This window comes from Psychromonas sp. MME1 (assembly GCF_041080865.1).
Taxonomy (GTDB): Bacteria; Pseudomonadota; Gammaproteobacteria; order Enterobacterales; family Psychromonadaceae; genus Psychromonas.
This window is the reverse complement of sequence record NZ_CP160906.1, coordinates 2,278,985-2,300,157: the sequence shown is the minus strand read 5'-3', so window position 1 is coordinate 2,300,157 and position 21,173 is coordinate 2,278,985. Positions and strand designations below refer to the sequence as shown.

Annotated in this window: 22 protein-coding genes; 20 read left to right on the top strand and 2 right to left on the bottom strand. The window is 40.2% G+C overall.

All coding sequences use genetic code 11. The features are described from left to right. Positions 1-4: 4 nt before the first annotated feature. From lepA to AB2N10_RS10445, 13 genes are all read left to right on the top strand, one after another. On the top strand, positions 5-1,801 hold the full coding sequence (gene lepA, locus AB2N10_RS10505; protein WP_354623530.1) for a translation elongation factor 4: 1,797 nt from the start codon (positions 5-7) through the stop codon (positions 1,799-1,801). Positions 1,802-2,005: 204 nt separating this feature from the next. Beyond that, positions 2,006-2,920, top strand: a complete 915-nt coding sequence (lepB, locus tag AB2N10_RS10500; RefSeq protein WP_354623529.1) for a signal peptidase I — start codon at positions 2,006-2,008, stop codon at positions 2,918-2,920. After that, the gene (rnc, locus tag AB2N10_RS10495; RefSeq protein WP_354623527.1) at positions 2,920-3,606 is read left to right on the top strand and encodes a ribonuclease III; all 687 of its coding nucleotides are present in this window, start codon (positions 2,920-2,922) and stop codon (positions 3,604-3,606) included. The genes lepB and rnc overlap by 1 nt, the downstream gene beginning before the upstream one ends. Further along, a complete protein-coding gene (era, locus tag AB2N10_RS10490; protein ID WP_354623526.1) occupies positions 3,607-4,509 on the top strand; it encodes a GTPase Era in 903 nt (300 codons plus the stop codon). Between the two features lie 9 nt (positions 4,510-4,518). Further along, positions 4,519-5,220, top strand: coding sequence for a DNA repair protein RecO (gene recO / locus AB2N10_RS10485; RefSeq protein ID WP_354623524.1), 702 nt, complete (start codon positions 4,519-4,521; stop codon positions 5,218-5,220). 15 nt (positions 5,221-5,235) lie between these two features. Next, positions 5,236-5,970, top strand: coding sequence for a pyridoxine 5'-phosphate synthase (pdxJ, locus tag AB2N10_RS10480; protein WP_354623523.1), 735 nt, complete (start codon positions 5,236-5,238; stop codon positions 5,968-5,970). Positions 5,971-6,042: 72 nt separating this feature from the next. Further along, positions 6,043-7,269: a cysteine desulfurase gene (locus tag AB2N10_RS10475; protein ID WP_354623522.1), complete on the top strand. Its 1,227-nt coding sequence runs from the start codon at positions 6,043-6,045 to the stop codon at positions 7,267-7,269. Between the two features lie 42 nt (positions 7,270-7,311). Continuing rightward, positions 7,312-8,097 (top strand): NAD(P)H-binding protein, encoded by a 786-nt coding sequence (locus tag AB2N10_RS10470; RefSeq protein WP_369433821.1) that lies wholly within the window; start codon positions 7,312-7,314, stop codon positions 8,095-8,097. Beyond that, positions 8,031-8,741, top strand: a complete 711-nt coding sequence (locus AB2N10_RS10465; RefSeq protein ID WP_369433820.1) for a DUF2867 domain-containing protein — start codon at positions 8,031-8,033, stop codon at positions 8,739-8,741. The genes AB2N10_RS10470 and AB2N10_RS10465 overlap by 67 nt, the downstream gene beginning before the upstream one ends. 26 nt (positions 8,742-8,767) lie before the next feature. Further along, positions 8,768-9,586 carry a nucleoside triphosphate pyrophosphohydrolase gene (gene mazG, locus AB2N10_RS10460; protein ID WP_354623519.1) on the top strand — a complete coding sequence of 273 codons (819 nt, stop codon included), beginning with the start codon at positions 8,768-8,770 and terminating at the stop codon, positions 9,584-9,586. Between the two features lie 387 nt (positions 9,587-9,973). Further along, complete coding sequence (locus tag AB2N10_RS10455) at positions 9,974-11,611, top strand: CTP synthase (RefSeq protein ID WP_354623518.1); 1,638 nt, start codon at positions 9,974-9,976, stop codon at positions 11,609-11,611. Between the two features lie 111 nt (positions 11,612-11,722). Next, on the top strand, positions 11,723-13,021 hold the full coding sequence (gene eno, locus AB2N10_RS10450; RefSeq protein ID WP_354623517.1) for a phosphopyruvate hydratase: 1,299 nt from the start codon (positions 11,723-11,725) through the stop codon (positions 13,019-13,021). Between the two features lie 84 nt (positions 13,022-13,105). After that, positions 13,106-13,681: a phosphopyruvate hydratase gene (locus tag AB2N10_RS10445; protein ID WP_354623516.1), complete on the top strand. Its 576-nt coding sequence runs from the start codon at positions 13,106-13,108 to the stop codon at positions 13,679-13,681. Between the two features lie 103 nt (positions 13,682-13,784). Here the strand turns inward: AB2N10_RS10445 and AB2N10_RS10440 are convergent, their stop codons facing one another. Both AB2N10_RS10440 and AB2N10_RS10435 read right to left on the bottom strand, forming a co-directional pair. Beyond that, entirely contained in the window at positions 13,785-14,315 is a 531-nt protein-coding gene (locus AB2N10_RS10440; protein WP_369433819.1) for a carbohydrate porin, read from the bottom strand. A gap of 20 nt (positions 14,316-14,335) precedes the next feature. Continuing rightward, positions 14,336-15,061 carry a carbohydrate porin gene (locus AB2N10_RS10435; protein WP_369433818.1) on the bottom strand — a complete coding sequence of 242 codons (726 nt, stop codon included), beginning with the start codon at positions 15,059-15,061 and terminating at the stop codon, positions 14,336-14,338. A gap of 618 nt (positions 15,062-15,679) precedes the next feature. Between AB2N10_RS10435 and ftsB the strand changes: the two genes are divergently transcribed. The 7 genes from ftsB to rpoS all read left to right on the top strand — a co-directional run bounded on the left by ftsB (position 15,680) and on the right by rpoS (position 20,936). Then, positions 15,680-15,958, top strand: coding sequence for a cell division protein FtsB (ftsB, locus tag AB2N10_RS10430; protein WP_369433817.1), 279 nt, complete (start codon positions 15,680-15,682; stop codon positions 15,956-15,958). After that, entirely contained in the window at positions 15,958-16,662 is a 705-nt protein-coding gene (ispD, locus tag AB2N10_RS10425) for a 2-C-methyl-D-erythritol 4-phosphate cytidylyltransferase (RefSeq protein WP_369433816.1), read from the top strand. Before ftsB ends, ispD begins: the two co-directional genes overlap by 1 nt. An 18-nt stretch (positions 16,663-16,680) precedes the next feature. Then, the gene (ispF, locus tag AB2N10_RS10420) at positions 16,681-17,175 is read left to right on the top strand and encodes a 2-C-methyl-D-erythritol 2,4-cyclodiphosphate synthase (protein WP_354623512.1); all 495 of its coding nucleotides are present in this window, start codon (positions 16,681-16,683) and stop codon (positions 17,173-17,175) included. Beyond that, on the top strand, positions 17,172-18,203 hold the full coding sequence (gene truD, locus AB2N10_RS10415) for a tRNA pseudouridine(13) synthase TruD (RefSeq protein WP_369433815.1): 1,032 nt from the start codon (positions 17,172-17,174) through the stop codon (positions 18,201-18,203). Before ispF ends, truD begins: the two co-directional genes overlap by 4 nt. Positions 18,204-18,301: 98 nt before the next feature. Further along, the gene (locus tag AB2N10_RS10410; protein ID WP_354623509.1) at positions 18,302-18,883 is read left to right on the top strand and encodes a YqaA family protein; all 582 of its coding nucleotides are present in this window, start codon (positions 18,302-18,304) and stop codon (positions 18,881-18,883) included. A gap of 1 nt (position 18,884) precedes the next feature. Further along, positions 18,885-19,760: a peptidoglycan DD-metalloendopeptidase family protein gene (locus AB2N10_RS10405; protein WP_369433814.1), complete on the top strand. Its 876-nt coding sequence runs from the start codon at positions 18,885-18,887 to the stop codon at positions 19,758-19,760. A gap of 240 nt (positions 19,761-20,000) precedes the next feature. Beyond that, a complete protein-coding gene (gene rpoS / locus AB2N10_RS10400) occupies positions 20,001-20,936 on the top strand; it encodes an RNA polymerase sigma factor RpoS (RefSeq protein ID WP_354623507.1) in 936 nt (311 codons plus the stop codon). Positions 20,937-21,173 lie beyond the last annotated feature (237 nt).

Below are 21,173 nucleotides of genomic sequence, written 5' to 3'. Positions count from 1 at the left end.
ATTCATGAAAAATATTCGTAACTTTTCAATAATCGCCCATATCGATCATGGCAAATCAACGTTGTCGGATCGTTTAATCAGCATTTGTGGTGGCTTAACGGTTCGAGAAATGGAAGCGCAAGTACTCGATTCAATGGAGATTGAACGTGAACGCGGAATTACCATTAAAGCACAAAGTGTGACGCTCGATTATAAAGCCAAAGATGGTCAAACTTACCAGCTTAATTTTATCGATACGCCGGGACACGTCGACTTTTCCTATGAAGTATCGCGTTCATTAGCAGCCTGTGAAGGGGCATTGTTAGTGGTCGATGCAGGGCAAGGCGTTGAAGCACAAACACTTGCTAACTGTTATACCGCAATGGAGATGGACCTAGAAGTTGTACCTATTCTGAACAAAATAGATTTGCCTGCGGCCGATCCTATTCGTGTTGCTGAAGAGATAGAAGATATTATCGGTATTGATGCGACGGAAGCTGTCCATTGTTCTGCTAAAACCGGGCTTGGTGTCGATTTGGTGTTAGAAGAAATTGTGCGTGCTATTCCGCCACCAGTGGGGGATCTTGATGCGCCATTACAAGCCTTAATTATTGATTCATGGTTTGACAACTATCAAGGTGTTGTTTCCTTAGTGCGTATTAAAAACGGCCAAATTAAAGTTGGTGACCGCATGAAGGTGATGTCTACTGGTCAGGTTCACTTAGTTAACAAAGTGGGCTATTTCACGCCTAAACAGAAAGAAACGGGGATCTTAAAAGCGGGTGAGGTGGGCTACGTTATTTCAGCCATTAAAGATATTCTTGGTGCGCCAGTTGGTGATACATTAACACTTGCTAACAACGAAGCAAGTGCACCTTTGGCTGGATTTAAGCGCGTGCAACCACAGGTTTATGCTGGCTTGTTCCCCGTGAGCTCCGATGATTACGAAAGTTTTCGCGATGCCTTGGGTAAGTTGAGTATTAATGATGCATCACTATTTTATGAACCAGAAAATTCATCGGCACTCGGTTTTGGTTTCCGCTGTGGATTCTTGGGTTTACTGCATATGGAGATTATTCAAGAGCGTTTAGAGCGTGAATATGATCTTGATTTAATTACTACTGCACCAACGGTTATTTATGAAGTAGAAACGAACGATGGCAAAGTTCAACATGTTGATAGTCCTGCTAAACTACCCGCGATAAATAGCATTAAAGAGATTCGTGAACCAATTGCGGAGTGTAATATTTTAGTACCGCAGGAATATTTAGGTAATGTTATTACGCTCTGTATCAATAAACGCGGTGTGCAAAAGAAAATGGCCTATCATGGTAATCAGGTTGCGCTAACCTATGATATCCCGATGGGAGAGGTGGTGATGGATTTCTTTGACCGCTTGAAATCAACCAGCCGTGGTTATGCTTCACTGGAATATAATTTTATTCGTTTTGAATTGGCGGATATGGTGCGCGTGGATGTGTTAATAAATGGTGATCGTGTAGATGCGCTCGCGCTCATTACGCATCGTAGTAACTCCGAAAACTATGGTCGAGATCTCGTTGAAAAAATGAAAGAGCTTATTCCTCGCCAAATGTTTAATATTGCAATACAAGCGGCGATAGGCGGGAAAATTATTGCCCGTTCCACGGTAAAACAGCTTACTAAAAATGTACTTGCAAAATGTTATGGCGGCGATATTAGCCGTAAGAAAAAACTATTGAAGAAACAAAAAGAGGGTAAAAAGCGAATGAAGTCTGTCGGTAATGTTGATATTCCTCAGGAAGCATTCCTTGCGGTGTTGCATATTGGCAAAGATAAATAGCTGTCCCAACCCATAGAGTAAATGGCAAAAATGCGCTGTTTTTTTAAACAGCGCATTTTTCGCTTTATATAAACAGGTCAAAAATCTGCGTATTCAAGTTGTTTACGCATAATTGGTAGTCATATTAGTTAAACGGATATGTGCCTACATGTCAGCTTAAATAATCTGATTGAATAAAAGAAAATCTAAATAATAGGAATGAAAATGGCAAATACGTTTGCACTTATTTTGGTTATATTAACCTTTGTTACCGGTATTGTCTGGCTGCTTGATAAATTTATATGGGGGCCTAAACGAGTTGCTGCTAGACAAGCAGCACAGGATAAAGTGGAAGGGGTATTAGATGAACAAACATTGGCAGGTATCTATCCTGAAAATGTGATCATCGAAAATGCGCGATCACTGTTTCCCGTCATTGCGATTGTTTTTGTCTTGCGCTCTTTTTTATATGAGCCTTTTCAAATTCCATCGGGTTCAATGATGCCCACCCTATTAGTTGGTGATTTTATTTTAGTTGAAAAATTTTCCTATGGTGTCAAAGAGCCTGTTTGGCAAAATACACTGATCCCAGTTGGCGAGCCTAAACGCGGTGATATCGCGGTATTTAAATACCCAGAAGATATTCGTGTTGATTACATCAAGCGTGTTGTTGGTTTACCGGGGGATAAAATTGTTTATAAAGATAAGCGCCTTTATCTTGTTCCTGCATGTGAAAAAGAAAAATGTGGTAACTATAAAGCCGTTGATACGCAGTATATCGGTGAGCAAGATTTTGCCGATGAAGAGAGTATGATGCAAGTTTATAGCGAAATATTAGGTGAAGTGGCCCATAAAGTATTAATCAATCCGCTGCGTAGCGACCATGTCGCTTATTATTATCAGCAAGCAGATACCTACGCCTATGAATGGATTGTGCCTGAAGGTAATTACTTTGTCATGGGGGATAACCGAGATAACAGTAAAGATAGCCGTTATTGGGGATTTGTTCCGGAGCAGAATTTAGTGGGTAAAGCCGTTGCAATTTGGGTAAGTTTTGAGTTCTACCGTCACCGCGATGATTTTCTTCCTACTTGGGTACCCAGTGGTATTCGATTTGATCGTATCGGTGGTGTTAAGTAATGAGTATTAAGAATGACGAATTAAAACGTTTAGAAAGACGCATCGGTTATACCTTTAAAGATTTTAATTTACTCAAACAAGCGCTCACTCATCGCAGTGCCTTGGGAAATCATAACGAACGATTGGAGTTTTTAGGGGATTCAATCTTAAGTTTTGCAATTTCGACGGATCTTTACACCCGTTTTCCTAATGTGGATGAAGGTGATTTAAGTCGCATGCGTGCGACCTTAGTGTGCGGAAAAATGTTAGCTGAAATAGGGCGTGAATTTGTTCTAAGTGATTGCTTGATTTTAGGGCCGGGAGAGTTGAAAAGTGGTGGTTTTCGCCGCGACTCCATTATCGCTGATAGCGTTGAAGCGATTATTGGTGCGGCTTTCCTTGACTCGGATATTGATACTGTTAAGGGTTTGATTTTAGGCTGGTTTGATAGTCGTTTAAAGACGATTAAACCGGGAATTAGCCAAAAAGATCCGAAAACGCGTTTACAGGAACGTTTGCAGTCACGTAAAAAAGCACTACCCGTCTATGAAGTGATTGAAATCAAAGGTGAAGCGCATAACCAGCGTTTTACAATGAGCTGCACTATTGAAGGTTTACCCTCGGTGATGGGGCAGGGGACAAGTCGACGCAAAGCGGAGCAAGTGGCCGCCGAAAAAATGTTAGCATTTTTACTGGGAGCACAATAAATGAGTACAAAATGTGGATTAGTGGCAATTGTTGGTCGTCCAAATGTGGGTAAATCAACATTGATTAATGCCTTATTAGGTCAAAAAGTGAGTATCACTTCACGCAAAGCGCAAACGACTCGTCATCGCATTTTAGGTATAGATACCGTCGGCGAGTATCAAACTATTTTTGTCGATACTCCGGGGCTACATGTAGAAGAAAAACGTGCGATTAATCGTTTGATGAATCGCTCTGCAGCGAGCTCAATTAATGATGTTGAAATGGTGATTTTTGTCGTTGAAGGGACACACTGGAACGAAGATGATGAAATGGTACTGAGTAAATTACAGTACTTAAAATGCCCGGTAGTGTTAGCCGTTAACAAAATTGATAATGTTGAAGATAAAGAGCTTTTATTACCGCACTTAGAAACATTAGCTAAACGTTATAATTTTGCTCACATTCTGCCAATGTCTGCTAAAAAAGGCGATAATGTGGAAAAAATCCGTCAATGGGCGCAACAGGCTTTGCCTGAATCTGAGCACTATTTTCCTGAAGATTATATCACTGATCGTTCGTCACGCTTTATGGCGTCAGAAATAGTCCGTGAGAAGCTAATGCGTTTTCTAGGTGATGAGCTTCCCTATTCAGTCACCGTTGAAATTGAGCAATTTAAACAGCAAGCAAATGGTGTGTTGCATATTAATGCATTGATTTTAGTTGAGCGAGACGGTCAAAAACGGATGGTTATCGGCAATAAAGGTGACAAAATTAAAGAGATTAGTAAACAATCTCGCCTTGATATGGAAGAACTTTTTGATGCGAAAGTCTTTTTAGAAGTTTGGGTGAAAGTTAAATCTGGCTGGGCTGATGACATGCGTGCGTTACACAGCCTTGGCTATGGTGATGATTACAGTAAGTAAGCATTTACTATGTCAATTGAGTCTCATCAAGCTTTTATTCTACATCGACGCCCCTACGGTGAAACCAGTCAATTAATTGATCTGTTCTGCCAAGATGTAGGGAAAGTGAGTTTAGTGTATAAGGGGGCGCGTAGTAGTTCGCGTATGAAACGCGGTATGGCGCAACCTTTTACCCTGCTACAAGTGAGTTATTTTGGACGTGGCAGTTTAAAAACGGTTAAGTCCATTGAGGCCATTACTCAGGTCGTGCCATTAAGTGGTGATCGCCTCTATTTAGCAATGTATATTAATGAATTATTATACCGCCTTCTAGAGGCTGAAACTTCCTGTGATGGTTTATTTACAGCTTATCAGCAGACATTGCTAGAAATCGCTGCGGCAGGTAACCCACAAATTACATTACGTCGTTTTGAATTTAGCCTATTAGAAAATTTAGGTTATGGTGTTAATTTTCATGAAGATATTTACAGTGGTGAATTAATCGAAGCGGGTTATGAATATCAATATCAGCAACAGGCAGGTTTTTTCGCTAAACAAGCGATTCATAAAAAAGATCAAGTCTATAAAGGTGAAGAGATACTCGCATTGGCTAATCGAGATTTTTCTAGCCCGACTATTTTACACACGGCAAAACGTTTTTGTCGTCAAGCATTAGCCCACCTATTGGGTGGCAAACCATTACATAGCCGCAGTTTATTTGCGGCGAAATAAAAGGACAACGTAGCAATGAGTAAGATTTTATTAGGTGTAAACATTGATCATATCGCCACATTGCGCAACGCGCGTGGGACTTGCTATCCAGAGCCTGCCCATTTAGCTGCTGTAGCCGAATGTGCGGGTGCCGATGGTATCACGATCCATTTACGTGAAGATCGCCGCCATATTATCGACCGTGATGTTGAAGTGTTAGCACAGACATTACAAACACGAATGAATTTAGAGATGGCGGTAACCGATGAAATGGTTGATATTGCCATTAAAACCAAACCAGCCTTTGTCTGTTTAGTACCAGAAAAACGTGAAGAGTTAACCACTGAAGGGGGGTTAGATGTGATTGGCTCTTTTACTAATATCGCCAGTGCCGTCGCCCGTTTAAATGCGGCTGGTATTCAGGTCTCTTTGTTTATTGACCCTGAAAATGCGCAGATAGATGCAGCGTTTAAAACGGGCGCTGCCTATATCGAATTACATACGGGTCAATATGCCGATGCAACCAGCGAAGCGATTCAAGAATCGGAATTAGAGCGTGTTGCTAAAGCGGCTACCTACGCACACCAAGTTGGTTTAAAAGTGAATGCAGGGCATGGTTTAAACTATCATAATGTGAAACCTATTGCGGCATTGCCAGAAATCATCGAACTGAATATTGGTCATGCGATTGTTGCTCGTGCGCTAGTTGATGGCTTTGCTAACGCAGTGAGTGAAATGAAACGTCTAATGGTTGAAGGGCGAAATGGCTAAAGGCTGTTGTTGGCTATCGGTTGTGATTTCTAACTGCTGATAGCCTTCTTAGATTGTAAGTGAGTGTTTACCTTGGTTGAATCTACATTTTCTATTGAACAATTGCGTTTGCAGTTTCCTGCCCTACAGCAAACCATTAATGATCACCCTTTGATCTATCTCGATAATGCCGCTACGACCCAAAAACCGCAGGCCGTTATTGATGCAATCACCTCCTATTATGCTAATGATAATGCCAACGTTCACCGTGCTAGTCACCAACTGAGTAACCGCGCAACGATGCGCTTTGAAGCGGTACGCGAAAAAGTAGCGACCTTCATTAATGCTCAAAATAGCAAAGAAATCATTTGGACGAAGGGGACGACCGAGGGGCTTAACTTATTAGCTAATACGTTAGCCAAAGGGTTACGAGCAGGTGATGAAATAATTATCAGTGAGCTTGAACATCACGCGAATATTGTTCCATGGCAAATGTTGGTTGAGTCAATTGGCGTTGTCCTAAAAGTGATCCCCCTTGATAAACAGCATTGTTTAGATATGGATGCCTATAAGTCATTACTAAATGATAAGACTAAACTTGTCTCTGTTAGCCATATTTCTAATGCATTAGGTGTAATTAACCCCGTTAAAGAGATCACCTTTTTAGCCCACCAAGTTGCTGCGCAAGTTATTATTGATGGCGCGCAAGCGGTTGCGCATGAAGTGGTTGATGTACAAGATATAAATTGTGATTTTTATGTTTTTTCTGGGCATAAGCTATTTGCTCCAACGGGCGTCGGTGTAGTGTATGGCAAGCTGCATTTATTAGAAAGTTTGCCACCGTGGCAGGGCGGTGGAGAGATGATTAAAAGCGTTACTTTTACGCAAACCATTTATAATGATCTGCCCTTCAAGTTTGAAGCGGGCACGCCCAATATTGCAGGGGTTATCGGTTTAGGTGCTGCGATTGATTTTATACAACAGTATGATAGGCAACAATTAAAAGCCCACGAACAGGCTTTGCTTGTGTTTACAGAAAATGAATTGGTGAAAATAAAAGGTATCACCGTTTTTGCCCAAGGTGAGCAAAAATCAGGAGCATTGAGCTTTACGGTGCAGGGTGAACACCCCGCTGATATCGCCATGTTATTAGATGCTCAAGGTATTGCGGTGCGCAGTGGTTCTCATTGTGCCATGCCATTAATGGCAATATTAAATTGCAATGGCAGCGTGAGAGTTTCTTTTTCAATGTATAATACCTTACGGGAAGCTGAACATTTTATTAGCGCATTAAAAAAGATATTGCAGATGTTAGCGTAAGCTTATTTATTGCAGCATGCTTTTAAAAGCGGGAGTCGTTAGATGAAAATATTAGTGATAGGTGCGCTAGGAACGGTGGGGAGAAAATTAGTACCTGAGTTATTAGCCGCGGGACATCAAGTAGCAATATCTTCGCGCTATGCCAGTAAAATTGCACCTTGGCCTGATTCGGTTTGTCGTCGCTTCACGCTCAATTTGCTTTATTATGATTCAATACCGCCAGCTTTAGATGGGGTTGAATTAATCTATTATTTAATGCACGCAATGAGTGATGGGCAGACGCATACAAGTAAGGAAGTTATTGCGGCTAGAAACCTTGCCCATGCAGCAGCTAGTGCAGGGGTTAACCGTATTATCTATTTAGGCAGTTTAGTTTCAGCTCGGCCTAAATCTGACCATATGCTTGCGCGCATTGCCACTGGCGAGGCATTATCATCTAGTGGTATTGCTGTAACAGAGTTGCGCGCAGGGATTATTATTGCACCGGGCTCTGCCGCCTTTGAAGTGATGCGTGATATGGTTGGTCATATGCCTTTCGCCTTGGTTCCTAACGCCATAGAGACACAAGCGCCTCCCATCGCGTTGGTCAACGTGCTTCATTATTTGGTTAAATTAGCTGACATGCCGGAAACCGCAGGGATGATACTTGACGCAGCAGGACCGCAATGGTTGAGTTACCGACAGTTGATGCTTAAAATCGCTAAAAAATTTAATAAAAATATAAAGATAATTGCCATTCCCGGTCTGCCAATACGGGTAGCGTGTACGGTGTTAGGGGTGGTAACGTCGGTGCCGCAAAATTTAGCAAAGTCACTAATTGCCGGTTAGCAGAGCAACTTCAGGCCCGCCCTGAGTCATTACGTAAACTCATACCGCAGTCATTAATTAGCGTTGAGCAAGCCATTGATGATGTTTTCAAACAAGAACAGATATTATCCTATCCAGAGCGTTGGGAAGATGGTGTTCCTGCCTTTCGTAATTTTTCATCGCTACATGGTTTTTATGCTAAAAGTGCAAAAAATAGTATCACCATTCAAGCTAGCCCTGAGCAAATTTGGCAGGTTATCAATTTACTCGGTGGTGAACATCGCTATTTTTATTTTAATAGCCTTTGGGCATTACGAGAGTGGATTGATTACCTGTGCGGTGGTGATGGGCGTCATCATGGTCGAACCGATAGCTCGCAGCTAAAAGTGGGGGATCGAATAGATTCATGGACAATACTCAGCGTCGAAGAAAGGCGTTGTTTAGTGATGCGTTTTGGTATGAAGGCCCCCGGTGGCGGTGGAATGCAAATAACAATTGATCCCGATCGCGCAGATCGTAGCATTCTTAAAATTGCATTATACTGGCATCCTGCTGGGATTTGGGGTTTAGTCTATTGGTACTTTTTTGCTCCGTGGCATAAATTGTTACTGACTGGCATGTGTAAAAAAATAGCGCAGTTAGCGCAGCAAATAAAAACGCCTTGATGGGGTGTAAAACATAAGGAATAGTCATGGCTTCTTCAAATTTATCATCCCTGTTAAAGATCATGCAACAATTGCGCGATCCTGAAACAGGCTGCCCCTGGGATGCCAAACAAACATTTACATCGATTGTGCCTCATACTATTGAAGAGGCCTATGAGGTAGCGGATGCCATCGAGCAGAAAGATTTCAATGAGTTGAAAGGGGAGTTGGGAGATTTACTTTTTCAAGTTGTTTTTTACGCACAACTCGCAAAAGAACAAGGTCTGTTTGACTTTGATGAGATTATCTCAACCTTAAACGAAAAATTGGTGCGTCGTCATCCCCATGTTTTTAGTGCTGCGGAATTTGCAAATGAAGCGGAAATTCATGCCAATTGGGAGAGAGAAAAGGAGAAGGAGCGAGCGAAAAAAGCAAGCTTAGAGAATAAACCAAAAAGTGTTTTAGATAATATTCCAATGGCGTTGCCAGCATTAAACCGCAGCTATAAAATTCAAAAACGTTGTGCTCATGTCGGTTTTGATTGGCATGATTTAGCTCCGGTTGTTGATAAAATTAAAGAAGAGCTTGATGAAGTATTGGTGGAAGTTCAGCGCAAAGATTTAAGTGAGCAACAAAAACAGTTACGTATAGAAGATGAGCTTGGCGATCTATTATTTGCTAATGTCAACTTAGTGCGGCATCTAAAATGCAACCCTGAGCAGGTGTTGAGACAAGCTAACAGTAAATTTGAAAAGCGTTTTCGCTTGGTTGAAATAGAAGTGATGGCTCAGGGGAAGCGGATGCAGGAATGTTCCTTAGAAGAATTAGATGCTATTTGGGAGCAAGTTAAAAAAATAACCATATAGCCACTTTCTATAATATTGATATTGTATAATAAGATGTTTTTTATTGCGTTGTTTTATCAATTTCAAGATGTTGATTTTTCATGATATAGCGCGATTCTAGCGCTTCGTTGATGCTATTTCCCCTCCAGCTACAATATTGGTGCGGTTTACCGTTAATTATTCTATTTTCAGTGAATCTGTTATAAAAGATTGTCGAAAATAAGCGCGCTTGCTATACTGTATTCCCATCTAAATGTCCTAAATTCTCATTTATAATTACAGTAAATTGATGCCAGTAGCGAAAACCAGCAATTATCTTTAAGTTGGTGTTTTTTTGTGTTTGTATCTTTATCTCTTTTAATGAGTAAATAAAATTTCTTTTTTAATTCCTAATATCTCAGGGTTACTATGACGACAAAATATATTTTCGTAACTGGTGGTGTGGTTTCATCGCTAGGTAAAGGCATTGCCGCAGGCTCTTTAGCCGCTATTCTCGAAGCGCGTGGTTTAGATGTCACGATTATGAAACTTGATCCCTATATTAATGTTGATCCAGGCACAATGAGCCCTATTCAACATGGTGAAGTATTTGTCACGGATGATGGCGCTGAGACGGATCTGGATTTAGGTCATTACGAACGTTTTATTCGCACTAAAATGACTAAGCGTAATAACTTTACAACGGGCAGAGTTTATTCTGAGGTGTTGGCAAAGGAGCGTCGAGGCGATTATTTGGGGGCAACTATTCAGGTTATCCCACATATTACCAATGAGATTCAAGATCGCATTATTGCTGGTGGTGAAGGGCATGATGTCACTATTGTTGAGTTAGGTGGTACCGTTGGCGATATTGAATCGCAACCCTTTTTAGAAGCCATTCGCCAATTGGGGTTAAGAGTCGGTCAAGCTAACGCCATGTATATGCATCTAACGCTATTGCCTTATTTAAAAACCGCTGGCGAAGTCAAAACTAAACCGACACAACACTCTGTAAAAGAGTTACGTAGTTTAGGTATTCAGCCTGATATTTTAGTTTGTCGCTCTGAAGTGAGCATTCCAGTTAATGAACGCGCTAAAATAGCGTTATTTTGTAATGTTCAAGAGAAGTCGGTTATTTCCCTGCGTGATGTTGATTCAATTTACAAAATTCCCGCATTGCTTAAGTCGCAGGGATTAGATCAAATTTGTATTGAACGATTTGGTTTAGCGTGCCCAGAAGCTGACCTAAGTGAATGGGAGCAAGTTGTTTCTGAAGAAGCGAATACCTCCCATGAAGTTGTGATTGGTATGGTCGGTAAATATACCGAGTTACCTGATGCATATAAATCGGTGAATGAAGCATTAAAACATGGTGGTTTAAAAAATGCGGCTTCAGTTAAAATTAAATATATCGATTCACAGGATGTTGAAGTTCGTGGAATCTCTATTTTAGAAGGTGTTGACGCAATACTCGTACCGGGTGGATTTGGAGAGCGTGGCATTGAAGGTAAAATATTGGCGGCAAAATATGCGCGTGAAAACAAAATACCTTACCTTGGTATTTGTTTAGGTATGCAAGTTGCGTTAATTGAGTTTGCTCGAAATGTTGCTGGCCTTAAAAATGCACACTCCACCGAATTTAAAGCCGATACTGAGCAACCCGTTGTTGGCTTAATAACAGAATGGATAGATAAAACAGGTGAAATTGAACAGCGTTCAGAAAATTCTGATTTAGGTGGTACAATGCGCGTTGGTGCGCAACTATGTCACCTCAAAGAAGGGTCTAAGGTTGCTGCAATGTACGCTAATTTAGAGATATTCGAGCGTCATCGTCACCGTTATGAAGTAAATAATAATCTTTTGCCTATTATAGAAAAGGCTGGATTAGCAATAACTGGGCTATCGGAAGATAAAAAGTTAGTTGAGATTATTGAAAACCCTAATCACCCTTGGTTTGTTGCTGCGCAGTTCCACCCCGAGTTCACTTCTACACCTCGAGATGGGCATCCTTTGTTCAAAGGATTCATAAAAGCTGCGATAGATCATCAACAGGGTCGATTTAAATAGTTTTTGTTGACCAGATCACTTTGTTTTGTTTAAATTCGCAGCATAACGTGTTGCTAGGTCACATAAATAAATTTTTAATATTATTTTTTAATACAATCTAAAGGAACAATTATGTCTACTATCGTAAAAGTACTTGCTCGCGAAATCATTGATTCACGTGGTAACCCAACTATTGAAGCTGATGTTTATCTAGCTGACGGCTCTATGGGTCGTGCTGCAGCTCCTTCAGGCGCATCAACTGGTTCTCGTGAAGCGTTAGAATTACGTGACGGTGATAAAGCACGTTTTCTAGGTAAAGGTGTACTTAAAGCAGTTGCTGCTGTTAACGGTCCAATCGCAGATGCATTAGTAGGTAAAGATGCACTTGCACAAGCTGAACTAGATCAAATCATGATCGATTTAGATGGTACTGAAAACAAAGCTAACTTTGGCGCGAATGCAATCCTAGCTGTTTCTCTTGCAAATGCTAAAGCAGCTGCAATTTCTAAGAAAGTTCCTTTATATGCTCACATTGCTGACTTAAACGGTACTTCTGGTGTTTACTCTATGCCTCTTCCAATGATGAACATCATCAATGGTGGTGAGCACGCTGATAACAACGTTGATATCCAAGAATTCATGATTCAACCAGTTGGCGCTCCAACACTTAAAGAAGCACTACGTATCGGTGCTGAAATATTCCATAACCTAGCTAAAGTATTAAAAGCTAAAGGCCTAAGCACTGCTGTTGGTGATGAAGGTGGTTTTGCTCCTAACCTTGAGTCTAATGCTGCTGCACTAGCTGCAATCAAAGAAGCTGTTGAAGCTGCTGGTTACGTACTAGGTAAAGACGTTACATTAGCGATGGACTGTGCTGCATCTGAGTTCTACGACAAAGAAGCGGGTAACTACAACATGAAAGGCGAAGGTAAAATCTTTACTTCTGAAGAATTTAACTTCTACCTACAAGATCTTGCTAACCAATACCCAATCGTATCTATCGAAGACGGTCTTGACGAGTCTGATTGGGATGGTTTCGCGCACCAAACTAAACTAATGGGTGATAAAATTCAATTAGTTGGTGACGATCTATTCGTAACAAATACTAAGATCCTTAAGCGTGGTATCGACAATGGTATTGCTAACTCAATCCTGATTAAATTTAACCAAATTGGTTCTTTAACTGAAACGTTAGCAGCAATCAAAATGGCTAAAGATGCAGGTTATACAGCTGTTATCTCTCACCGTTCTGGTGAAACTGAAGATGCAACAATTGCTGATCTAGCCGTTGGTACTGCAGCAGGTCAAATCAAAACTGGTTCAATGAGCCGTAGTGACCGTGTTGCTAAATACAACCAACTAATCCGTATCGAAGAAGAGTTAGGCGCAAAAGCACCTTTCAACGGTCTTAAAGAAGTTAAAGGTCAGTAATTACTAATTACTGCGCTTGATTAATTTCATAGTAATCCCCGCTACGGCGGGGATTTTTTTTGGTTTTTTTTCATGGAAATGTATATGAATATCATTGTCGAAGTACTCGGTTGGACAAGTGTTGCTTTTTATATTTTATTGTTGTTATTTAATGGCATGAAAAATATGCGGTTGGCGTCTTTTTTGTCAGTTGCTAACGATGTGGTATGGGGATTCATGATTGGTGTCATGCCCAAGGTATTACTGAATTTGGTCGTTGGAAGTGTTACCTTCTATCGCTATATTTGTGATTTCACTAATACACCTAAAAAAGTGACCTACATTTTATTGGCCCTAATGATACTTGGCATCGGCTATTTCACCCACTTTGCTATTAACGATTATTTGGCTAATCCATCATTGGGCTTACTGCTGACTTGGGTTGATTTTGCACTAATACTCATTGCATTAAGCGTTAAAAGATTACGCATTTTTCAACTGTTTATGCTGACCTCTGCTTTTGTTGGTGGTTTTGCTTATTATCTTTTAGGTATTGAGCAAATGGTTGTTATCAAAGCGATAGTAGGGGGGATCACCAGCTATAAGTTATTCATCCATCCTTTTTTTCCACAATTAGAAAGCAAACTGTTATTTTGGAAGTCTAAGAAGTCTGGTGCATAAGCGAGTTGCAGCTTTACAAGACAGAAAAAAACCCTTAACAGTTGCCTGATAAGGGTTTAATTGAAATCACAGGCTTATAATTCAAGCCTGTAAACAGTGTGGATTACCACCAAGCTTCAGCTTGAAGACCAACACTAATGTTTTTGTCTCTGCCTTCACGGAATTTGTTGTCATCATCAGATTTAGCATAAGTTACATAGGCACGAAGTTCTGGACGAGCCCAGAAGCTGCTACCCGCAGTTAAAGCTTGAGCAAAAGTAACTTTAGTTAGATCTTCTTTTTGACCCCAGTCTGGGTTGTCAGTACTGTCGTAACCAATTTCGATGATTGATTTCATTGTATCAGACCATTTGTACACTGGACGGATACCTACAGAAGTCCATTTATGGTCGTTGTCGCCTTTGTAGTCTACTTGTGCGTAAATCGCGTTGTAGCCCATTTCAATTTTGTCACTAAGTTGGATCACACCCCAGTCGATAATACGGTAACCGCTAGAATCTTTATCCATCCAAGCGCCGAAGTAAGAGCCTGAGTGGTTGCTCATTAGTTCATGAGCTGAAGCGCCATCTGCATATTGAACAGTGAATTTGTTAAAGCCACCTAAAATACCACCTTGGGTATATTCAGCAGTCAATAATGTACCAGTGTCATCATTCAGACCAGCTTTATCTTGCTCATCAGTAATTGTAGGAACGAAATGTTTGCACCTAATTCTAATGAAGCATCTTTCCACATTTGAATACCAGCCCAACGTAGGTCGATATTGTTTGTGTTGTATTGGTTAACTTTGTCTTCGTTACCAGATGGGCCGCCATCGTTAGTCACTACACGTAACCATGCAGCAGATAGTGTGCCTAATTGATCGTTAATTTTGAAGTTTTCAACACCGCCCCCGTAACCAGATGTATTCCAGTAGTAGAAGTCTAACCAGTGGATATCATGACGTTGGTAGTATTTTTTACCAGCCCAAACTTTAGTACCAGCTTCGTTAGTATATTCAACATTTGCTTGACGGAATGCAAATGCAGCATTACCCCAAGGATTTGAATCATCTGCTAAGATCTCATCACCATGACCACCGTCACGAGTATCCTGCCAATCTGCACCATTACCTGCTTTAATCGCAACCATAGTGTTTAGACGGAATTTTTTACCATCTTTTTCATATAAATCTTGTCCTAGACCAAGTTCTAAGTAAGATTCACATTCGTTACCAAGACGGTATTTAGTTGGAGCACCGTTTGCTTGAGCACAAACTTGATTGCCGCCATCTGTATTTTGGCCGATACCTGCACGCATATAACCGTTGAAATCTACCGCTGATGCGCTAGCTGACAACAATGCAACTGCTACCGCAGCCGAAAGAGTTTTGATTTTCATAATTATTCCTTTGATTCCATTATTTATTATATTTAAATATCCATCACTCTAATTCTTTAGAGTGAGTTAGCTGGGATAACAATTAAAATGGTAATTGAAGTTCCAATTAACTTGAGCGCATTATATGTGTGGAAGTTTCCTTATGGCTACGACGTTCGTCACACTTTTATTAATATAATAAAATCTTTGCGGAACTTTTGCGAAACTTTGAGCGACACACAACAAAAAATAAACTGAGTTGGGAGATGGGGAGTTAACAATGGCACTACTTTAGTACACTTTTATATTTAATGTTTATTAAATGTCACAAAAACAAGAATTAATAGCTAGATGGTGCAATATATTGCAGTCCTATTGCTAAAGCGATACAACTTATCTGTTCAGATATTTCCATGTTACCTCAAGATACGTTGTCTGTTGCAGGCTCCCGCAGAGCAAGCAAAGAGCTCTCCCTCTGCTTTGTGATAAAATCTCGATGTAGGATACTAGACTTTTACTTTGTAATTCGCATATTGATACGCTTTTTCTTGCTGACTTTGCATATTGAAGTACCATGGCTATATATGTGAGAATAGATCTTTGTAGGTAGAGGTAGGCATTATTGGAGTCCTTGAGTTCATGAAATTATTTGTATTGCTACTTATTTGTTTATTCGCACTACAGCAGTATCACTTATGGTTTTGCAAGAATGGGTTGCAAGATAACTACAGGTTGGAAAAAGAAGTGGCTTTAATCAAGGCTGATACGGAGCAGTTAATGCAACGTAATCAAATGATGTTCTCGGAAATTGAAGATTTAAAGCAGGGTCATCAGGCCATTGAAGAGCGTGCTCGCAATGAATTAGGATTAGTTAAAGAGGGGGAAACGTTTTTCCGCATTGTTCCTAAAGAAGATTAATGAATGTCATCAATATCGAGAAAAAAATGCATAAAACTAATTTAGTTGCGGTTATCGCAGCCGCTGGTATTGGTAAGCGTGTTGGTGCCGCTATTCCTAAGCAGTATTTAACTTTATTAGGTAAAACGATTGTTGAACACAGTATACAACCTTTTCTTGATCATCCCGATATTCATCAAGTTGTCGTCTCTATAGCAAAAAACGATACATGGTTTGTCAATTTGCCTATTGCTACTCACTGTAAAATACAATTAGTAGAAGGGGGAGCTGAACGCGTTGACTCGGTGCTTTCAGCATTACAGCTAATTGACCAAGATGCCTATGTCTTAGTGCATGATGCTGCTCGGCCGTGTATTACTCGAGGAGATATTGATAGCTTGATCGACCATGTTTGTTGTTCTCAGCAAGGTGCTATTTTGGCAACATCTGTGCGCGATACAATGAAACGCACCGATGCACAGGGAAATATCATTAAGACCGTTGAACGCACCCATCTCTGGCACGCGCTAACCCCGCAGATGTTTAATAATCGATTATTAATTGCAGCCATTAAAGCCGCGGATAATCTTGACAAAATCACCGACGAAGCTTCTGCATTAGAGTTGGCGGGAATACCCGTTGGCATCGTCGAGGGGCGTGGCGATAATATCAAAGTTACTCGGCAAGAAGATTTAAAACTAGCCGAGTTATACCTTACACAGTAATTAATAAAAGGAGCTATCATGATTCGTATTGGCCATGGTATTGATGTGCATAAATTTGGCGGTGAAGGGCCAATAACCATAGCTGGTGTGCAAATACCTTATCATAGTGGTCTACTCGCTCATTCAGATGGAGATGTAGCATTGCATGCACTGTGCGATGCGCTTTTGGGGGCTTTAGCGCTGGGCGATATTGGCCATCATTTTCCCGATAATGATCCTGCCTATGCAGGTATTGATAGTCGTAAATTATTACAAAGGGTTTTCTCTGAAGTTAAAGCTAATGGTTACAAAATTGGCAATGTAGATCTTACTATTATTGCCGAAATGCCTAAAATGGCTCCCCATATTTACGCAATGCGAGAACAAATAGCGGCTTTATTAGAAACTCAAATTTGCAATATTAATGTTAAAGCGACCACCACAGAAAAACTGGGTACGATTGGCAGAAAGGAAGGCATCGCTTCTCATGCTGTTGTATTAGTGAGTAAAATAACCAATGAAGAGTCAAAATGAGTGAAATAGAAGTTCCACAATTTAGTTTAAATTTTAGCTATTTATACGGGTTACCAAAAAGTTCAGGTATTTTCAAAGCATCTTGCAGTGATTTTTATGTAGAAGAAAAACTGGGTTTTGAATTAACTGGCGAAGGTGAACATGTCTGTTTGTGGATTGAAAAAACGGGAGAAAATACAGAATATGTTGCTAAGCAACTTGCAAAGTTTGCAGCAATTCCTGCGCGTGATGTGAGTTATGCCGGTTTAAAAGATCGCCAAGGTGTCACTAAACAGTGGTTTTCATTACATATCCCCGGAAAATTAAGCCCCGATTTTTCGCAGTTCGAATTACCCGGGGTGACCATACTCAAGGTGCTTCGCCACAATAAAAAAATAAGAACGGGCGCACTAGCTGGAAATTACTTTACGATTATTTTACGTGAAATAAGTGATAAAGAAGCCTTAGATAGCGCATTACTCAACGTTAAAAACGGCGTACCGAACTATTTTGGTAAGCAACGTTTTGGTTATGCGGGACATAATATCAATGCCGCTATGCAGATGTTTTTAGGTCGAAAAATAAAAGACCGCTTTAAGCGTGGTATCTATTTGAGTGCCGCACGTAGCTATCTGTTCAATCATGTTGTTTCTGAACGTATTAAGGATGGTTTATATAATCAGCCTTTATTGGGCGATTGTGTTCAATTTGTCGCTAATCGATCTTTTTTTCCATTATTAGATCTTCAGCCAAGTACCTTGCAACGTTTACTGGATCGCGAGGTCTGTTTGACCGCCCCGTTGTGGGGGGCCGGTGACTTAACCTCTCAGGAAGATGCGCAAACCTATGAATTAAAAAAATTATTGAATTATCAAGCGATACAGGCCGGATTAGCTAAAAATGGTTTAAAACAGGAACGGCGACCGTTGTTACTAATACCTGAAGAATTATCATCGACTTGGCTTAATGATACGAGTGTCAAAATCGATTTTTATTTACCCTCGGGTTGTTATGCAACGAGTGTATTACGAGAGTTAATACGTGAATAATTTGTTATCTGAGTGAATAGTCATTAAATTAGGTGAGCTATTTGTTCCTATTAATATCATCAACTTAACAATTTTAAATTTACTTGAAAAGAGAAAAAATGAAAATATTTTCACCACTGTATAGCAAGGTTATGACATGGTCTAAACATAAATATGCGCCATATTATTTATATTTGACAGCGTTTGTCGAGTCTATTTTTTGGCCAATACCCGTTGATATTATGCTGGCACCGATGGCGTTGGCTAAGCCTAAATTAGCGTGGCGTTATGCACTTGGGGCGACCTTATTTTCTGTGCTTGGTGGGGCATTGGGTTATTATATTGGTCATGCTTTATATGAGCCCGTTGTATTGCCATTTATCGAGTTTATGCAGTATCAAAGCAAGATGCAAACGGCACAGGAGTGGTTTTCATACTGGGGGGTTATGATTGTTTTTATCGCCAGTTTTACACCCATCCCCTTTAAAGTTTTTACTATTACAGCGGGTGTCATGAGTATGGCTTTTATTCCTTTTGTATTAACTGCATTAGTTGGGCGAGGTTTGCGTTTCTTTCTTGTCGCGGGTTTGATGGTGTTAGGTGGAGAAAAAATGGAAGCAAAATTGAGTAAGTACATCGATATATTAAGCTGGATAACAATTGTGCTCGCCATGTTGTTATATTTTTTGCTTAAGAGCTGATATGCCAATGCTGTTTCCTGTTTTAGCTTTTTTGTTGTTGATATCTGGGTGTTCATCATCCGGGCACCGTGCGCCTGTCTCTGACCTGAGCTTAAATAAGGAATCTGTCGCAACGGTTAAACAGGTCAACAAGCCAAGTGATTATGAAAACGCAACACATTATAAAGTTGAAGCAGGGGATACACTTTACAGTATTGCTTGGAAAACTGGGGTGGATGTCAATAATATAGCTAAATATAACAACCTTAAAGCTCCCTATACTATTTATCAAGGAAGAAACTTAAAGCTGCGTCCCTCATTAGCTAAAAAGAGCCATAGCGGGACTGTCACTACAGTGAAAAAAACTTCCTCTACAGCAAAGAAAATAAAAAGTAGTTGTGTAAGTGAGATTCGTGTACAAAATAAGAAAGAAAAGGTTGTTGCAAGTAACGCAAAGGAATACCATAAGCACAGTAATAAGCCCAAGGCAAGTCAAATTAACGTGAATGACAAAGGTGGGGGTAAAATAAGCAATTGGCGTTGGCCTGCAGCTGGGAAGCTTAGTAAAACATTTTCTTCCTCCCAGGCAGGGATGAAAGGTATCAGTATATCGAATCAACGCGGAGCGCCAGTTTATGTAGCTTCCCCTGGCTTGGTTGTTTATGCGGGTAGCGCGTTACGTGGTTACGGTAACCTTATCATTATCAAGCATAATAACGATTATTTAAGTGCCTATGCCCATAATGAAAAACTCTTGGTCAACGAAAATGAGCAGGTGACGGCTGGGCAGGTGATAGCGACAATGGGGGATAGTGGAACAGAAACTGTTCATCTGCATTTTGAAATCCGTTATCGGGGTAAGGCTGTCGATCCTCAGCGTTATTTGCCAAAGCGTTAATGTGGATTGTTGGTCACATAATTAATTGATATTGCTTTACTGTTGTTCAAAGGAGTGATTTTATTGTTAGCTATTCCTTATTAGCGAATAGCAGAGGTGCTATCAATGGGAGTGATAGCAAAGGCGAAATTGCAAACAACAACTAAATAAAAAAATAATGAAGGGTTAGCCTTTTCAATATATATCAAAAAAAAGTAAATGATGGGTTAAGTGTAAGTATCGATTAAGGGGTAGTGAAATATGCAAGTAGCTGATGATATTATAATCGAAGTAGATGATGATAGTGACTTGATTGATGATGACACTGAGGTTGAAGAATTAACCGTTGATAATCAGTTTAAGGTAATGGATGCGACGCAGCTATACCTTGGTGAAATCGGCTTTTCTCCATTATTAACTGCTGCAGAAGAGATTTATTATGCGCGCCGCTCACTCCGTGGTGATGAAGTTGCACGTAAGCGAATGATTGAAAGTAATTTACGTCTTGTGGTCAAAATATCCCGTCGTTATAACAACAGGGGCTTGTCTCTGTTAGATTTAGTCGAAGAAGGAAATTTAGGTTTAATTCGTGCTGTTGAAAAATTTGACCCTGAAAAGGGATTCCGTTTCTCCACCTATGCAACATGGTGGATAAGGCAAACTATCGAACGTGCCATAATGAATCAAACTCGCACCATACGTTTACCCATCCATATCGTAAAAAAATTGAATGTTTATTTGCGCACTGCACGTGAAATTGCCCACAGTTTAACACATGAACCAACTGCTGAAGATATTGCTGAAAAATTAGGAGTATCAGCCAAGGAAGTCGCCCATATATTAAAACTCAATGAACGAATTAGTTCAGTTGATATTCCCATTGGTAATAATTCTGATAAAGAGCTATTAGATATCATCCCTGATCGTAGTGAAGCTTCACCAGAAAATGAGCTACAAGATGATGACATGAAGATACGTATTGTTGAGTGGTTAGAAGATCTAAATCCTAAACAACGAGAAGTACTAGCGAGACGATTTGGACTGCTTGGCTATGAAGCAGCAACGTTAGAGAATGTTGGCAAAGAGATTGGCTTAACACGGGAGCGCGTTCGTCAAATTCAGGTTGAAGCGTTGAGAAGTTTACGTGATGTCCTTTCCCAACAAGGTTTGTCAATAGAATCATTATTTAGACTATAATAGTTATTTTCTAAATCCTTTTTATCTGTATTGTTTAGATACACGTGTTGCGTGCATAGCATACTCACCAACACGTGGAATGTTTAAGTTTAATACCAATTATTTTAATTATCTAATACCGTGAACAGTTATATGCCTCTCACGAGGCAAGTGTGATAAAGCTAAGGAGTTCATCGCTTTATTACTTTTTACCTTATACCAATCTGGATAATATTGTGGTCATCGCTTGTGAGTAAA

Excerpts from the sequence above, each read along its gene's own strand:
- era (WP_354623526.1), top strand. The coding sequence starts at position 3,607 with ATGAGTACAAAATGTGGATTAGTGGCAATTGTTGGTCGTCCAAATGTG.
- lepB (WP_354623529.1), top strand. The coding sequence starts at position 2,006 with ATGGCAAATACGTTTGCACTTATTTTGGTTATATTAACCTTTGTTACC.
- ispD (WP_369433816.1), top strand. The coding sequence starts at position 15,958 with ATGAATGTCATCAATATCGAGAAAAAAATGCATAAAACTAATTTAGTT.
- AB2N10_RS10435 (WP_369433818.1), bottom strand. The coding sequence starts at position 15,061 with ATGAAAATCAAAACTCTTTCGGCTGCGGTAGCAGTTGCATTGTTGTCA.
- lepA (WP_354623530.1), top strand. The coding sequence starts at position 5 with ATGAAAAATATTCGTAACTTTTCAATAATCGCCCATATCGATCATGGC.
- rpoS (WP_354623507.1), top strand. The coding sequence starts at position 20,001 with ATGCAAGTAGCTGATGATATTATAATCGAAGTAGATGATGATAGTGAC.
- AB2N10_RS10470 (WP_369433821.1), top strand. The coding sequence starts at position 7,312 with ATGAAAATATTAGTGATAGGTGCGCTAGGAACGGTGGGGAGAAAATTA.
- rnc (WP_354623527.1), top strand. The coding sequence starts at position 2,920 with ATGAGTATTAAGAATGACGAATTAAAACGTTTAGAAAGACGCATCGGT.
- AB2N10_RS10445 (WP_354623516.1), top strand. The coding sequence starts at position 13,106 with ATGAATATCATTGTCGAAGTACTCGGTTGGACAAGTGTTGCTTTTTAT.
- mazG (WP_354623519.1), top strand. The coding sequence starts at position 8,768 with ATGGCTTCTTCAAATTTATCATCCCTGTTAAAGATCATGCAACAATTG.
- AB2N10_RS10455 (WP_354623518.1), top strand. The coding sequence starts at position 9,974 with ATGACGACAAAATATATTTTCGTAACTGGTGGTGTGGTTTCATCGCTA.
- recO (WP_354623524.1), top strand. The coding sequence starts at position 4,519 with ATGTCAATTGAGTCTCATCAAGCTTTTATTCTACATCGACGCCCCTAC.
- ftsB (WP_369433817.1), top strand. The coding sequence starts at position 15,680 with ATGAAATTATTTGTATTGCTACTTATTTGTTTATTCGCACTACAGCAG.
- pdxJ (WP_354623523.1), top strand. The coding sequence starts at position 5,236 with ATGAGTAAGATTTTATTAGGTGTAAACATTGATCATATCGCCACATTG.
- ispF (WP_354623512.1), top strand. The coding sequence starts at position 16,681 with ATGATTCGTATTGGCCATGGTATTGATGTGCATAAATTTGGCGGTGAA.
- AB2N10_RS10410 (WP_354623509.1), top strand. The coding sequence starts at position 18,302 with ATGAAAATATTTTCACCACTGTATAGCAAGGTTATGACATGGTCTAAA.
- eno (WP_354623517.1), top strand. The coding sequence starts at position 11,723 with ATGTCTACTATCGTAAAAGTACTTGCTCGCGAAATCATTGATTCACGT.
- truD (WP_369433815.1), top strand. The coding sequence starts at position 17,172 with ATGAGTGAAATAGAAGTTCCACAATTTAGTTTAAATTTTAGCTATTTA.
- AB2N10_RS10405 (WP_369433814.1), top strand. The coding sequence starts at position 18,885 with ATGCCAATGCTGTTTCCTGTTTTAGCTTTTTTGTTGTTGATATCTGGG.